The organism is Bacillus sp. L_1B0_5 (assembly GCF_000836715.1).
GTDB classification, from domain to species: domain Bacteria; phylum Bacillota; class Bacilli; order Bacillales; family Bacillaceae_G; genus Bacillus_A; species Bacillus_A thuringiensis_S.
Window position 1 is genome coordinate 1 of record NZ_JXIS01000069.1, and the last position, 15,571, is coordinate 15,571.

The following is a 15,571-nucleotide window of genomic DNA, read 5'->3' on the forward strand; positions in this document are numbered from 1 at the left end:
TATTTATTTTAGTTTTGCAACACCCTCGTATTATTAAGAGTATGCTTCTATTTTAGGAATGCTTTACCTCACAAAATGAAAGTACACTTTGTTTCCATTCTTAAGTTGATAGATGTCTGGTGCCCCACTGTAAGAACGTAATTGTATTGTAGAAAAATAAAATAGAAGGATTACTTACCTTTAGTAAATATGAGAACTTTATATTTTTATTATTTACGATTATGCAATATCAGACCTCAGATATTAAAATTTATTTACGAGCTTTTAATTTATATAAATATCATACATGGATTAATGGTTTTATTCTAAATGCAATTCTTAATTGTAAAGTTTCGTTTGGATCTTTTATGTTTCGTCCAAGTATTTCTTCACATTTCTCTAAACGATAAATAACGGTATTACGATGTAAAAATAAACGTTTAGCAGTTTCGGATATTGCACAATGAGTTTCTAAATAAACAGATAACGTGTGCAATAGTACAGCATGATCTTTTTCATTTTCATTTGCAAGTGAATGTAGTGTGCTCTCATAGAACTTTTTTAATTGTTCTTGTGGAATCATACGTAAAATCGCTGAAATTTCTTTTGCTTGATAGATCTCAATAAATTCTTTACTCCCTGATATTTCACCGTAGTAAAATGCATCTGTTGCTTCTTTAAATGAATGAGATATATGTAACAATTGTTCGCTAGAATTAGCAATTCCAAAAGATATGCTTTTTTGAAAATATGTATAGATTTTCACCTGTATCTTTTTTAATAAAGAGATCATTCGTTCTTTTTCAGTTTGTCTCCAAATGCCATCACAATTCACCAACAAAACATACATATCATCTTTTATGAATAAATGAACATTTGCAGTATAAGAATTTAGTTCTTCCTCTATCAAGTCATATATAAGATCCTTTTCTTCTTGATATTCCATAAATGACATAGTGAATTCTTTTATATCTATTTTTCCTATAATACAAATATACTTTTGATCAAATGATAAATTAAATTCTTTTCCTAGATTAATAATTTCATTTTGAGTAGAGAAAACACTATTAATAACATTCGTAAAAAATTCATCCTGAATGCGTCTTGAGTATTGTCTTAAAGAATGTTCTTTTATTAATTCAAAAGCAAGGACGTTTGCAGCTTGTTCAACAGCCAATACCATTGAACGATTTAAAGGTGAAATAAAGCCGTCTATAACTAAATAGCTGTATTGATTATTCTGTGTAAAGATGGGAAAAATTGAAACTGTATCACGAGTTTTAGTAAGAAGAGAAAAAGTAACAATTTCTATTGTTGATAACGGTAGTTTACGCCCGTTTATAAAAAACTTCTTTAAACTTTGAATAGATGCTTTAGTGTTATTGTATTCGGAAATAGGGCGCAAGTGATAGTCAAGTAGTACAACTGGTAACTGAATTATTGATGATAAATTTTCCAAAATCATATTTATGCCTTTTCCACTTAAAATGTGATTTGAAAATTGTTGATGTATTTGCATTGCTTGATGTAATTCATTAGTTCGCATATCCAGAATATAACTTAAGGTTTGATTTACAAGATCTCCTAGTCCTATGTCAAATGGGAGCTCAATAATTGGAAAATAAATTTCATCTGCTAATGAAATAATTTCTTCGGGTATTTCTTGTAAAAACCGTTTAGTTTTTATACCTAAAGCTGTACAACCTTGTTTCTTCATTTGTATGATAAGTTCTCGTAATGCATACATATCGTCTTTAAAATGATATGCACTTGTAACTAATAATTCGTTTCTTTTTAAGAAATGAATTATATCAGGTGCATCCATCATATTAACGGTATAAACTTCTTGTTCTAAACCCTTATGACCAGCGATAAGTTTAGCTTGATCAAAAATAGGGATTTTCATAATATCATATAGTTTCATTAGATTTCCTCCAAGGATGACTTATGTAGGATATTAAGAGCCAAATTACTAAATAAGTAGATTATACTAACTCTTAGTATGTATTACAAAGTTTAAATGTAACTACTACGTTATAGAAAATAATAACTGGATAAATTGATTAATAATATTTTGCTAAATAACGGCCATTATAAAACAGGAAACCTGAGAGTAAAAGGTGTTAACTCTAACTATGGTTATAATAACTAAAAAAACAGTATATATTTGGATGATTTGTCAATGTAGTTATTAGAATTAAATAATAATATATGAAATAGGCCTTATAAAAGATTCGAAAAGTTGTTGGATATCCAATTATTTCAGTGTTATGTTTGAAAGATTCTCCATAAAAAGATAGGGAAATAAATAGATTTAAAATGAATTGTGAGAGAAAGTATTATACGAATTTGACAAAGTGTTAAATTCGTATGCTTATAAAAATATTAAATAAGGTGGATTTTCACTGAAAAATGTAAAGGGAGTATTGTTAATATGTCTGAATCCTTAATGAAAAAACAAGATAAATTTGGAGAATCCACTACTTTGATTCCTTACTGGTGGAAAGTTGTACTGGCATTTACTTTAGGAACAATATTTCTTAATGCGGATCGGTACATTTTAAACCCTATATTGGGAGAAATAGGGTTGGAGTATAACTTGAACAATACTCAATTGGGTTTAGTAAATAGTATTTTCTTTTTCACTTATACAATCGCACAAATTCCGGCCGGTACATTGAGCGATAAGTTTGGGAGGAAAATAATTCTGGTTCCGGGTTTTATTTTATTTGGAATTTTTACAGGAGTAAGTGGTATTATGGCTGGATTTACAGGATTCTTAGTGGCGCGTGCTTTAACAGGACTTACACAAGCTACTTATTATGGACCGCAGTTCGCACTTTCTTCTGAGGCAATACCAAATAAAAGAAGGAGTATCGGTTCTGCCATCATTAATAGCGGAGCAGCTTTAGGAATATCATTAGGATTTATTTCTTCTAGTACCCTTGTGTTGGAATGGGGAATAAACTGGAGAATGATGTTTTACATATTTTCCGTTTTAACCATTTTATGCGGTTTGTTCATTGGTTTTGTTGTCAAAGAAGGAAAGAGACAAAAGAAAGATGTAAGTAATCCAGTCATAGATATAGAGACTGATATAAGTATGCTTTCTTTATTAAAGAACCGTAATCTTTTAATTACATTCATTATATTATTTTGCTCTATTTATGGATTTACAGTTATTATGACGTGGTTACCAAAGTATTTACAAGTGGAGCGGGGATTTCAGGGCAGTGAAATAGGTTTTATTTCATCATTAGTTCCATGGGCAGCAATACCAGGATCACTTTTTGTGGGTTATTTATCTGATAAATATGGAAAGAAAAAGATATTTGTATTTACATTGGTTCCAATCGCCGCAATTTCTTTATGGGCAACGGTGTATATTCAAAGTATTCCTTTAATGATTGGAGCTCTTATTATTTATGGTCTTTTTGGGAAAATAGCGCTAGATCCGGTGCTAATTGCAACTGTTTCAGAGAACGTAAATCCAGAATCATATGGCCGAGCGTTTAGTCTTTATAATTTTATAGGAATGTCATCCTCAATTGTGGCTCCATTTATCGCAGGTTATTTAGCCGATTTAACGGGCAGCATGGCTGCTGGGTTTTATTCAGCTGTTATCATTCTTGGAATAAGTTTAATTATCATGATGTTTTTTAAGGAGACTTCTCCGAATACACATTTTGAAGAAGGAAGCATTTAAGAGGATAAGAGTAAATTAATTGGAAGTTTACTGGAGGGAAATTAATGCATACACTGGATAAGTTGCAATTAGGAAAGGATACACTCGATTTACTTCATTGGTTAGGAGAATGTGGAAAAGATCCAGAAGGGGGAGTATCCAGGTTCTTATATAGTTCAGAGTGGCTAGAGGCTCAAGAGTCTCTAAAAACGCTATTTATTAAAGAGGAATTATCTATCCATTATGATGAAATCGGAAATTTATTTGGAACGCTTGAAGGTAGTAAATATAAAGACGAAACAATATTAACTGGTTCTCATGTTGATACAGTAAAAAATGGAGGATTATTTGATGGGCAGTATGGTATTATCGCTGGACTTTTAGCTATAAAATATTTAAAAGAAAAATATGGACAGCCTTTGCGGAGTATTGAGGTTGTATCCATGGCGGAAGAAGAGGGAAGTCGGTTTCCATATACATTTTGGGGATCTAAAAATATTGTTGGGATTGCTAAACAAGAAGATGTTCAGAATATCTCAGATTTTAATGGTCAAGCATTTGTAGAGGTGATGAGACAAACTGGTTTCACATTTAAAGCTAATCCTGAATATGCTCGTAAGGATATTAAAGCATTTGTTGAACTTCATGTAGAACAAGGAGAAGTACTAGAGAAAGAAGAGAGATCCATTGGTATTGTCAAAAACATTGTTGGTCAACGACGGTTTACAGTTGAAATAATTGGTGAATCCAATCATGCAGGCACAACACCAATGAAATATAGAAAAGATGCGATGAGTGCAGCTAGTTATATGATACATAGGATTCATACCATGACTTTAGAACATGGGGAGCCACTTGTTGCCACTGTTGGGGAAATTAAAGTAGAACCTAATGTCGTAAATGTAGTACCAGGTAAAGCTATATTTACGATAGACGTAAGGCATGTAGAAAAAGAAGAATTGCATCAATTTACTGATGAAATAGTACAGGAAATGAACAAAGTTGCAAATCAATTAGGAGTCCAAATAAAAATTAAAATGTGGATGGATGCTGCACCAGTACCAATGGATAGAGATATAACTGACATTATCGAAAAGCAATGTTTGCAAAATAATATTGTGTATAAAATGATGCATAGTGGTGCAGGTCATGATGCTCAAATTATAGCACCATATATACCGACCGCCATGGTTTTTGTTCCAAGTCATAAAGGTATTAGTCATTCGCCGTTTGAATATACGGATCCTAAAGATTTAGCTGAAGGAGTAAATGTGTTAATTCATACATTATATGAATTAGCATATTAACACGGTTTAAGTAAATTTATAAATAATAAACAATATTTTATTGTTGTTAATTATTTAAATTAACTATGTAATTATCTTATTCAATTCAGATTTACTACAAGTAAAGACCCTGATATTAAATTTCTAAAAGGGGGACATAATGAAACAAAAAGTATTAATAGAAAATAAAAAAAATAAAATGACTCCTTATTGGATAAGATTAGTTATTGTATTTTTTTTAGGCTGGATTTTTATATATGGAAATCGTGCTATTTTAACTCCAGTAATAGGGGAGATTAAAAGTGATTATTCATTAAACAATGCAGAAATAGGGCTTATGAATAGTTTATTTTTCTTAGCTTATACAGTTGTACAAATTCCATCGGGTTATTTAGGAGATATGTATTCAAAAAAATGGGTGCTCGTGCCTGGATTTCTGGTTTCTGGAATATTTTTAGCTGTAACAGGTTTGTCAGAAGGGTATTTGTTACTTATATCTGCATGGATGATTTCCGGGATTGGACAAGGAACTTTTTATGGTCCACAATTTGCATTATCATCAGAGTCTATTCCAAATAAATATCGAACAATTGGGAGTGCAATAATAAATAGTGGAGGAGCGATAGGGTTATCTTTAGGATTTATATTTTCTAGTTACTTTACGCTATCTTTAGGGTTTAGTTGGAGAATTACTTTTTTCATTTTTGCCCTACTAACAATAATAGTGTCAATAATAATGTTATTTACTATTAAAAATGATAGTGAAAATGAAAATTCAATAAAGAGGAAAATTGATAGAGAAGAAAAAAAATTCTCAAGTTCAATTAAACTCTTATTAATGAACAGAAACTTAATAGTTAGTTATATTGTTGCTTTTTGTTCATTATATGGATTTTCAGTTATGGTAACTTGGCTTCCTTATTATCTTCAAACTGAACAAGGAATAGAAGGTAGTATAGCAGGGTATTTATCGTCAATAATTGCACTTTTAGCGCTTCCTGGAAGTATTTTATTTAGTTGGATAAACGACCGCTTTCAAAAACATGTCAAAATCATGAAGTTTATGTTGATATTTTCTTCAATCTTCACTTTTTTAATTGGTTTTACTAATAGTACTGTTTGGATTATAGTGGGGCTAGTATTATATGGCTTTATGGGGAAAATTGCAATGGATCCTATAATTGTAGCTTTTGTAGCAAATAATGCTCCTCAAAATCTATATAGCACAACTTTTGGGCTATACAATTTTATAGGAATGTCTTCAAGTGTACTAGCTCCTTATATCACAGGAGTATTATCAATTTATACAGGAAGTATGAAAGCAGGCTTTTATTTAGCTTCAGTCTTTTTACTCATCGGGCATTTCAGCTTAATTTTGATAAAAGAAAAAGATGCTAATATACAATAAAATTATGTCAGAAAGGATCGTTATACGCAGCTGTATAGAAATAAAGTTCTCTTTAAATTAATCGATTTGCTATTGAAAATCATGATGAATATATATAACTAAAGCAATTCCTTTATAAAAAAGTATCCATTTTCATGTCTTCTTATACAAGATTAAACAAAAATTGTAGGAATTTAAGAACCTTATAACCCTATCAAGAGAGAGTTTAAATTCTAATTTAAGTATAATTCAAACTATGTATTTATTACATAATAAAGTTCAAAATGAAGTGGATTTAATATAGGTTTTAAATCCACTTATCGATTAAAATAATAAAAGTTCAGCAATTTTGTATTGCTGAACTTTTATTATTTATTCTTTCCTATTCTGCCTAAACTATCTTTAATAGTTGTTTCCCCAAGTTGAGTGTATAACAACGCTGTATCTTGACTCGTATGCCCAAGTTGCTGCATCACTTGTAACGAGTCTTTTTCTTCCATATATAATTTATTTGCCAATGTATGTCTTAATTTATGAGGAGACATTCTTTTACCGTACGCCTTAGTATATTTTTCAACGATATCTTGGATAGCCCTAACCGAAAGAGGCTGTGCAGTATGTTTATACTTTGATAAAAACACATTTTTTAATTCTTTCCCTGGAGCATATTTGTTATCTCTAATTTCCATATACTTTTCTAAATCATTCAATGCAATTGGTGTAATCCATACAGAATCTTCTTTGTTTCCTTTTCGGATTACATCAATTAGTCTTTCTTTTAAGTTTATATCTTCCATACGAAGATCGGCCAATTCACTTACACGAATACCGCTACCAAGAAAAAGGGAAAGGATAGCTACATCACGATCTTTATCTCTTAAGAAATAGAATAACTGATGTTTTGTTAAAGACTTTTCATGTTCGTACTTTACGTAATTCAAAAATTCTTGATCGTCATCATTATGGAATATTTTAGATCTCATACGTTTTGCACGAGCATTTAATGTTTCTTTATCTTTATGTATTTCTATTTTAGCCATTACATTTCTATAAAAATAGCATTCTCCATCTTCATTCTCTGATAGGGAGGTGAGGTACTTAAATAAAGACTTTAAGGCCGAAATTTTTCTGTTAACAGAGGAATTCTGCATGTTTTGTTGTAGTTTTAGAAACCTCATAAAGTTCTCAACATCTTTTTTCTTTAAATTCTCCAAATCAGAGAAGGATATGTCTTTAATAGGCTTAAATTCAATAATTTGTTCAGATAATAGCCAATTAAAGAAGACTCTAAAATCATATACATAATTCAGTAGGGTAGAGGGAGAGGCATCATGCAATTCTTTGTACTCCACAAATTCTTCTATGTAAAAGGGCATTTCATTTAAATTCTCGTATAATTTCTTACGATGTACGGATTTTTGACGTTGTTTACTGTAATCCATAAAAATCACCTCATATATACTATAACAGAAAAGATAAGCGAACACAAGTTCGCATTAAATTCAATTTTTACACAGACTTATTTACATAATTAAATTATGAAATACTAAAATATACTCGAAATTAAATAAGGATAGTGTAGTCATTCTAATAAAATTATAGATAAGCACGTGATAAATTTGTATTAAGCTATAAAAATTAGTACAAAAATCACATTTACAGTTGTGCAAAATAAAACAATTTTCATATATAAATTCATACAAAATGAATACATGAAAATTTTTAAAAAGTTGTTATAAAATACGAATTGGTTAATTTAATCATGATTATAAGGAGTTAAATAGATCAACATAAGAAAAACTTTTATAAATTGAAATGTAATTTACTATAAAAATTTTCAATGAGTAATTCAGTATTTGATAATTTCTATATAAAATATGAATCATATGGATACATACCAATATACGGAGATGCATGATATGGAGCTCGAAATCCCTAAATACTGTATTAAATTTTTATTTATACATTTTATTGTTCGTAAAATTGGTATTTCGTGCGAACTTGTTGTTTGTTTTTTAGAATAATAATTACACCCCTCTATCTTCACTTATTCCAACTATTCTCTCTTTATATTAAAAATACCCTATAGATTATTCTCATTTTCTATAAGGTATTATTTCATATGAATTCTCTTATCTTATATTGATTTTGCCTTATACGAAAGAAAAAACGCATTTATGCAGTATAACTTCTTTTTATTAAGATATTTTATTAAAGATCGCCATTTGTTCTAACTAGTTTGTCTTCAACAATTCTAACCATTGAACCATTTGCAACTTCATTTCTTATGTGACTACTATATTGATTAATACTCCAGGAATAATTGTTGTAAGCAATCGTTCTACCAACTTCATTATTATACAAGTCCATTTCCTTATCAACGCCATTAGAATATTGCTCATGGGCATCTGTCCAAACTTTTGCTCTTGCAACACCCACATCACGACCTTTAATAGCACCTAATTCTTTAGCAAGGGCTGCATTCCAAAAAGAGTGCCTAAAAGCATCACCATTTCCTTAATAAAGAGTTGAGTTGGTGAGAATCTGTATATATCTACTAAACCTTTCTCTCGATACTCTATTAAAATAGAGTTAAGATTAACTTCCCCTGATGTTTCTGTAGATGCAACGGATGCACTGATTGTTGATAAACCTAGGCATGTGCATGCTGCAAACGTTGCAAATATCATCTTCATATTTAAAAACTCTTTTTTATATCTTTTTATTCTTGTAACGATAACAATTTATATACTAGCAGCCCTCCATTTTAATATTATTAAGAAACAATATTAAAATGGAAAATATTCACTATACCTTTATTCCATTTTTTATCACCTTATTTATCTAAATAATGCTACAATACTATACTTCTTTCCTCCTACTTTTACTTTATTATCTCAACTTTCATACTGTGGAACCATATATGTCCCTCACCTTTCAGGGTTAATCCTACAGATAAACGTTTTACATCAATAGGGATATCTACAATTATCGAATATTCTTTCCAACTTTCTTTTTTCTTTAATTGGCTCACATTCTAATGATTTCATTTCCCATAAATCATTAGGCTTTTCACCCCTTATCCATAAGTCTGCGTACTCCTGAATAGATTTAGTTCTAATCATTCCTGACAATTTAATTCTTTTCCCTAAATATAAATTTTTATTTAGAAAGCAAAATACTACACCATATCCTTCTATCTTTTGTATCGAATGCAAATAATGTACAAATTTATTTATTCCATTGATATCAAACGTATTATATAAAAAGTAATTACTAGGTGTCTTACCTCCAAGCATCCATTCGGTCAAAAAATCATCATTCATAATCTCTATCCTCCACATCCATTATACTTACTACTACAATATCATTGACTTCACATATTTTTTTGATTTTTTTTGCTAAAAGGGGTACCACCACATTGCTATCAAGCTAAAATTTTATATTTCCCCCCAGAACTAAATTTTTTGCTAACTTGTAACAAAAAAGCTCATTTTTTCGTTTTGGAGTAATTCTGAATTCTTAGGTTGATGGGCACGGGGTGTAACCTCTATTTAAGAAAATTTTTCATTTCATTAAAAGCCAAGTCTCGATGGCCAGCCTGACAGTGTTGTTCACCACCGGTTTCTTTGGTAAAGACTTTCGTAGTAATTGAAGCTGCATTACACAGTTCATGCTGGATTTGCGGTAGACGACTGATTGGAACATACTGATCATCTTCTCCAGCCAGAAGCAATACATCCTGATTAATAAACTGACTTATTCCAGCCATCGTATGTTTCTCAAAATTTTTAATCAATGTAAATGGTGTTTTCTCACCTGTGTTTTCCATACCTTTTATAATTTTCCACTTTAAGTCGATATTTGTGGCCATCATATTTTCAATCATTGCATTGACATCAGCTGCTTTATTAGCAGTCAAAAGGGTAGTCAGCCTATTCCAGACGTCATCCGGCATCCGAATTTTTAATGCATCAAGACCGCTATAGAAAATATTAAATGCAATCACTTTGTCAATCCTTTTTTCAAATGCAGCAGCACGCATTGCTAAATAGCCTCCCCAGGAAGCTCCCATAATGCTGACACGATTTAATTTAAAGTAGTCAATTATTGCAGCAACTGGTTTTTCCCAGTTATGAATGAATTTCAAACCATTTTTTAATGCTGACCCTTGCCCAGGACCATCAAAGACGATAATATTATAGTCAATTCCTCTAATGAAATTCATCATCTTAACCATTTCTTCCATATAGGAATCATAGCCACCAAATACCAGTAACGTTTTATTGGCACCAGGTTCAATTAATTTAACTGCTGGAAGTAAGGAATTCTCATATGGGACTTGATAGGGTTCATAGTCAAAATCACTAAAACCTTTATAGAAGGTCTCGCGATATTTTTGATACATTCTATTTTTGTTAGGATCTGATGGAGTTAGATAAAATTCAGCAGCTTGATAGTAGACAGATGCAAGATCATAATGGTACTGTTCTTCTCGCTTTATCGCATATTCTAGCCAAGTTTCATACCAGCTTTCTATATCGGTTAGTCTTGGAATAATACCTTTTAAATCACTGTTTGCCCTTTCATCCTCCTGATAGTAGTCATTTAAGAAACGATTGATTTGCAAATTAAATTGCTCATTGTTAACATAGTTTTTAAACATTTTATTCCTCCTCTTATTAATTACAAAACAATGGTAATGGAATCTATCTTGTCTAACAATAAACAAAAGAGTTTAATAAGTAGGAAATCGAACAATTTGTATTCTAATGGTTCGAAAAGCTTCTTTTTAAGGGGGATTGATTTTATGGAAGAGGACGTTCGAATATACAAGACTAAAAAAAATATTTCAGAAGCACTAATTATCCTCTTGAATGAAAAAGATTTCAATCAAATTACAATAAAAGACATTTGTAGCCGTTCGTTAATTAGCAAATCCACTTTTTATAGTCACTATGTAGATAAGTATGATTTGATGGAGAAAATAGTAAATAAATATGCCGTTTTTTTTAAAAATGAAATAAAATTACGCTTTAAGTCTGGGAATCAAGGCAATGTTGCTCAAGTACTTGAAATGATTATGGACCAAATTGCTGCAAATAAGACAGAGATTGCTACACTGTTAAATATACATGTCCCTTTTGCAGATTTACGTGTTGAATTGGAGACAATTTTATACCAAACTTGTCTTTCTTACTTGAACGAAAAACTAAGCGATTCTAGTGCCTCTATTGACTATCTGGCTCAATTGTACACCGCTAATGCTATGGTACACATAAACTGGACTTTAAAAGGTGATAAGGATAGAAGTGCAATTGAGCTTGCCCATAAAATGCAACAGTATATTTTTGAACAGGTTCAAAAATAGATTACACTGTGCAAGCGGACTTCAACTACTCATTTTCACAATTGAAACATCGCGGAATAATGGCATTCATATTCCAAGGGAATATATTCAGTACATCTCTCCATTAAGCTGAGAACATATCGCACTTACAGCGGATTATATTTGGAATTTAAATCAAAAAATTAATTTTGAAAACTTACGGACATCACGAAAAAATAGAGTAAAGAAGTAATAAAAACACAGGGAAAATCATACTCTCTGTGTTTTTATCATTTAATAATATGTAAAATTATTCCTTGACGTAAAATTTTCTTTTTGGTCGTGTGACCCCTTATACAATAGGGCTTTTTTATTTGTCAAAAACTAGAAATCATAATAAGAAATATACTTGAATTAGATTGAAAGGAGGTAAAACACCAAATTATCACTTGTAAGGGGCACTATATCATTTCAACATATCTCCGAAAATAAAGAAGCAACTAATTGAAATTAGATATGGATATAAAAAAGACCATCGAAATGATGGTCTTGCAGACTGTAGACAAATGCATAAAATAACGAATGAACCTTTCTTTCAACACTTACTTTACTTCTTTCATAAATAGTCTAACGTTTTCAGCGATTTCTTTGAATTTGGTATGGTGTAAATAATGTGATCCATCCATGGTTACTACTTTTCCATGTACCGAGTCTTTTATCTGTCCTTCATGCAGAGGTATCCACCCTGCTACATCTTCATTATTCGCTTGTAAAAAGAGAAGAAGTGGAAGATATTTAGGGAAGATTAAACCTTGAGCCCCTTTAAAATTAGACGAAATATGGTCCATCTCATTCAAGGTTGTGTCATTATACATGTTTTTATTCGAAATCATTTTCATTTGCTCTACGGTTTTTTCATCAAATGCCAGTCCAGCATAGGGGTCAGCACTAATTTTCATAGCCAATCTTAAGAGACCTGATTTTTTGAGATATGCAAACGTTTTTAATGGGAAATTGATATCCATACCCGGTTGTGTTGCAACACTGCTATCGATTCCGACAAATGCAGTCACCTCGTTTGGATATTTGTTCACATAATCAATTCCATAAATACCTGTAATGGAGTGGCCCATGAGCATGTATCTGTTAATATTAAGCTGCTGTAGAGCTTCATGAACTTCACTTACCATATTCTCCGTGGTTCGCTCTTTTTCAGTTTCATCACTTAATCCATAACCGAAAGGCTCTACCGCAACAACTTTGTAAAATGGAGATAATTCATCGATAAGAAGCTTAAAATCAAGACCTGGAGTAGCTGTTCCATAACCAGGCAGGAGCACGATTGTTTCCTCGCCCTCGCCTTGTATTAACACATTCATGTTTTTCCCGTCTACAGATACGTGCTGCCCGTAGGGCACTATTCGTTTTTGCTCCGAATGACTACTCATCACATTTACGATATAAACAATACCTAAAAAAAGTACAATGGCTAGAACGATTGCTCCTATGGTTTTAAGTAAGATGCTTCGCACTTTCTTTATTTTCATTCCACTCAGCGTTTTCTTTTCCTCTTGTTGTGTCACTGTCATCTTCTCCTGTCCTGATCTGTTTACCTTGCTTTATGTGCCTGTAATGAAAACTTAATCAATGAAGATGTACTCACCATGACGACAATATGAACTGAATATGAACTGCAAAAAAAAATGCTACGACTCATATGCAAGTAAGTTTGCATATGAGTCGTAGCATAGAGAATGAATCTAACTAATCTGTTGGTGTAGTGATTGGCAAGGTGACAATGAAGGTCGTTCCTTGACCAAGTTCACTTTTCACTCGGATGTCACCTTGATGAAGCGACACGATCTGTTTAACGATAGCGAGTCCCATACCACTTCCGTCATACTTACGACTGTGGGAACGATCGGCCTTAAAAAAACGCTCGAATATACGCTTCTGGTCGTCAAGGTGAATACCAATACCAGTGTCGGATATTAGGATAGTCACGTTTTTGGTATCTTGTTTGATGCTTACGTTAATCACGCCGGCATCCTCGGAAAATTTGATGCTATTTCTGAGGATATTCGTCCATACCTGATTTAACAGGTCATGATCAGCCGTTACTTTAACCGTCTGTAAATCAAGCTCGAAATGTATATCGCGAGCAGACCATTGTGGCTGTAGCGCCACAATTATCCGTCGGATTTGTTCATCGAGGCTGAGCGTGACGAGCCGTAGTTGCTTTGACTGCGATTCAAGAAAACTCAGCTTTAGCAGGTTATCGCTCATTTTGGACATCCTTTTCGCTTCAGCGATGATAATATCAAGATAACGGCTTCGTTCGTATTCTGAGAGGTCCACTTGCTTAAGTACTAGAGCATAACCGGATATCGAAGTGAGCGGAGACTGAACCTCGTGCGACACGTTCGTTACGAATTCCCTGCGCATCTGCTCAAGTTGCTGCAGATCGTGCATCATTTCTTCGAAGCTGCGAGCCAAAGTACCCAGCTCACTCGTTTGCTTAATATTCAACTTGACGTTGAAATCTCCAGATGCTATCCGCCTGGTCGCTTTTGTCAGCTTTTTTATCGGTCTTACCAGGAATACAGAGGCAACTAGAATCAATAAGCTTCCTGCAATCAACGAACATGTTGCAAAGACCACTGCCCACTTTGTGACAAAAGAGGCTGAAGGAGGGGCGAGCGCTTCCAAAAATATCGCTTTCGTTCCCATTTCCGTTTTCAACGGCAGCCCTAAGAGGACCGTGGCAATACCGTTAGGAGTGTCCTGAACAACACCTCCATCTAATACTTTCTTTAGTTGCTCCATCGTCACAGGCGCAGGTTTGTGTCCGTGAAGTTTACCGTAAGACTTGAACTGACCCGTTGCTTCGTAAATTCGAATATAATAAGAATCGAGCTGCTTCATTTCACTTACGAACAAGTCCGCTTCACGTAACGGAAAGGTCTTGTAAATCCGGACGATGTCTTGGCCAAAGTTACGTGAGTTGATTTGAGCGTTTTCGTTCAATTTATCCTCGAATATCCAAGTTGACACCAAAAAAGAAATGATCGTGCCCCCGATGATGGAGACTAAAAATGTCAGGACAACACGTATATATAAGGATCTGATCATTCATAAACCTCAAGCCGATACCCAAGCCCGCGCACCGTTTCGATCCGAAAATCGGGGGTTGTCGCGAACCGTTCACGCAGCCGTTTAATATGTACGTCTACCGTTCGATCATCTCCGGCGTAATCGATACCCCAAATCTGATCGATCAACTGCACACGCGTATAGACTTGTCCGGGTGTTCCAGCGAGCTTATACAGCAATTCGAACTCCTTTAGCGGCAACGTAAGCGACTCCGTCCCTTTCATCACCTTATAGGTCTGTCGATCAAGGATGACGTTCCCTAAATGGATCTTCTGCGTGGAGCCAATCTTGTATCGTTTGAGTAGTGCCCTAACACGAACCGTCAACTCTAACGGATCGAATGGTTTGGTTAAATAATCGTCCGTTCCAAGTTCGAAACCTTTCACTTTCTCCCATGTTTCTCCTCTCGCAGTCAGCATAAGTAAAGGTAGATCAGGATTGGCTCTTCGGAGCTCCTTGCTTAACGTCCAACCATCCATAATCGGCATCATAATGTCAAGTACGACAAGATCGACATTCTTTGAGATGTAGACAGCCAGCGCTTCCTTGCCATCCGCTGCTTCAGCTGTTGCGAATCCGTCGTTGCGTAGAAATAAACAGACGAGTTCGCGAATGTTCGCATCGTCGTCAGCAACTAGTATAGTAGGCATAGTTTCCCTCTTTTCCCTGTTTTTCACCGCATTATTTCAAGCAATCATTATACTTTGAACTACCCCCACTTTCAATTCGTTTAGAAGTGAGGGATTCCTAAG

Annotated in this window: 11 protein-coding genes and 1 pseudogene; 4 read left to right on the forward strand and 8 right to left on the reverse strand. The window is 33.3% G+C overall.

From position 1 onward, the window contains the following. Positions 1-280 precede the first annotated feature (280 nt). The gene (locus tag RT27_RS21380; protein ID WP_043937385.1) at positions 281-1,903 is read right to left on the reverse strand and encodes a PucR family transcriptional regulator; all 1,623 of its coding nucleotides are present in this window, start codon (positions 1,901-1,903) and stop codon (positions 281-283) included. Between the two features lie 510 nt (positions 1,904-2,413). Between RT27_RS21380 and RT27_RS21385 the strand changes: the two genes are divergently transcribed. The 3 genes from RT27_RS21385 (at position 2,414) to RT27_RS21395 (ending at position 6,358) form a co-directional block, all read left to right on the forward strand. Continuing rightward, a complete protein-coding gene (locus RT27_RS21385) occupies positions 2,414-3,685 on the forward strand; it encodes an MFS transporter (RefSeq protein WP_080990916.1) in 1,272 nt (423 codons plus the stop codon). Positions 3,686-3,729: 44 nt separating this feature from the next. Next, entirely contained in the window at positions 3,730-4,971 is a 1,242-nt protein-coding gene (allC, locus tag RT27_RS21390; RefSeq protein WP_043937387.1) for an allantoate deiminase, read from the forward strand. Between the two features lie 139 nt (positions 4,972-5,110). After that, positions 5,111-6,358 (forward strand): MFS transporter, encoded by a 1,248-nt coding sequence (locus RT27_RS21395; RefSeq protein WP_052497725.1) that lies wholly within the window; start codon positions 5,111-5,113, stop codon positions 6,356-6,358. A gap of 347 nt (positions 6,359-6,705) precedes the next feature. Here RT27_RS21395 and xerS read toward each other — a convergent pair whose 3' ends face one another. The 4 genes and pseudogenes from xerS to RT27_RS21420 form a co-directional block, all read right to left on the reverse strand. Beyond that, on the reverse strand, positions 6,706-7,779 hold the full coding sequence (xerS, locus tag RT27_RS21400) for a tyrosine recombinase XerS (RefSeq protein ID WP_043937389.1): 1,074 nt from the start codon (positions 7,777-7,779) through the stop codon (positions 6,706-6,708). 769 nt (positions 7,780-8,548) lie between these two features. Continuing rightward, positions 8,549-8,776, reverse strand: coding sequence for a hypothetical protein (locus RT27_RS21405; RefSeq protein WP_000537683.1), 228 nt, complete (start codon positions 8,774-8,776; stop codon positions 8,549-8,551). Between the two features lie 445 nt (positions 8,777-9,221). Beyond that, positions 9,222-9,663, reverse strand: a pseudogene (locus tag RT27_RS21415) (AraC family transcriptional regulator). Between the two features lie 224 nt (positions 9,664-9,887). Further along, positions 9,888-11,003: an alpha/beta fold hydrolase gene (locus RT27_RS21420; protein ID WP_000475981.1), complete on the reverse strand. Its 1,116-nt coding sequence runs from the start codon at positions 11,001-11,003 to the stop codon at positions 9,888-9,890. Positions 11,004-11,147: 144 nt separating this feature from the next. Here RT27_RS21420 and RT27_RS21425 point away from each other — a divergent pair, with 144 nt between their 5' ends. Further along, complete coding sequence (locus RT27_RS21425) at positions 11,148-11,708, forward strand: TetR/AcrR family transcriptional regulator (protein WP_043937392.1); 561 nt, start codon at positions 11,148-11,150, stop codon at positions 11,706-11,708. Positions 11,709-12,268: 560 nt separating this feature from the next. Here RT27_RS21425 and RT27_RS21430 read toward each other — a convergent pair. The 3 genes from RT27_RS21430 to RT27_RS21440 form a co-directional block, all read right to left on the reverse strand. Beyond that, positions 12,269-13,249 carry an alpha/beta hydrolase gene (locus RT27_RS21430; RefSeq protein ID WP_016082880.1) on the reverse strand — a complete coding sequence of 327 codons (981 nt, stop codon included), beginning with the start codon at positions 13,247-13,249 and terminating at the stop codon, positions 12,269-12,271. 181 nt (positions 13,250-13,430) lie between these two features. After that, a complete protein-coding gene (locus RT27_RS21435; protein WP_043937394.1) occupies positions 13,431-14,798 on the reverse strand; it encodes a HAMP domain-containing sensor histidine kinase in 1,368 nt (455 codons plus the stop codon). Continuing rightward, the gene (locus RT27_RS21440; protein WP_043937397.1) at positions 14,795-15,469 is read right to left on the reverse strand and encodes a response regulator transcription factor; all 675 of its coding nucleotides are present in this window, start codon (positions 15,467-15,469) and stop codon (positions 14,795-14,797) included. The genes RT27_RS21435 and RT27_RS21440 overlap by 4 nt, the downstream gene beginning before the upstream one ends. Between the last annotated feature and the right edge of the window lie 102 nt (positions 15,470-15,571).

Excerpts from the sequence above, each read along its gene's own strand:
- RT27_RS21380 (WP_043937385.1), bottom strand. The coding sequence starts at position 1,903 with ATGAAACTATATGATATTATGAAAATCCCTATTTTTGATCAAGCTAAA.
- RT27_RS21385 (WP_080990916.1), top strand. The coding sequence starts at position 2,414 with ATGTCTGAATCCTTAATGAAAAAACAAGATAAATTTGGAGAATCCACT.
- allC (WP_043937387.1), top strand. The coding sequence starts at position 3,730 with ATGCATACACTGGATAAGTTGCAATTAGGAAAGGATACACTCGATTTA.
- RT27_RS21395 (WP_052497725.1), top strand. The coding sequence starts at position 5,111 with ATGAAACAAAAAGTATTAATAGAAAATAAAAAAAATAAAATGACTCCT.
- xerS (WP_043937389.1), bottom strand. The coding sequence starts at position 7,779 with ATGGATTACAGTAAACAACGTCAAAAATCCGTACATCGTAAGAAATTA.
- RT27_RS21420 (WP_000475981.1), bottom strand. The coding sequence starts at position 11,003 with ATGTTTAAAAACTATGTTAACAATGAGCAATTTAATTTGCAAATCAAT.
- RT27_RS21425 (WP_043937392.1), top strand. The coding sequence starts at position 11,148 with ATGGAAGAGGACGTTCGAATATACAAGACTAAAAAAAATATTTCAGAA.
- RT27_RS21435 (WP_043937394.1), bottom strand. The coding sequence starts at position 14,798 with ATGATCAGATCCTTATATATACGTGTTGTCCTGACATTTTTAGTCTCC.
- RT27_RS21440 (WP_043937397.1), bottom strand. The coding sequence starts at position 15,469 with ATGCCTACTATACTAGTTGCTGACGACGATGCGAACATTCGCGAACTC.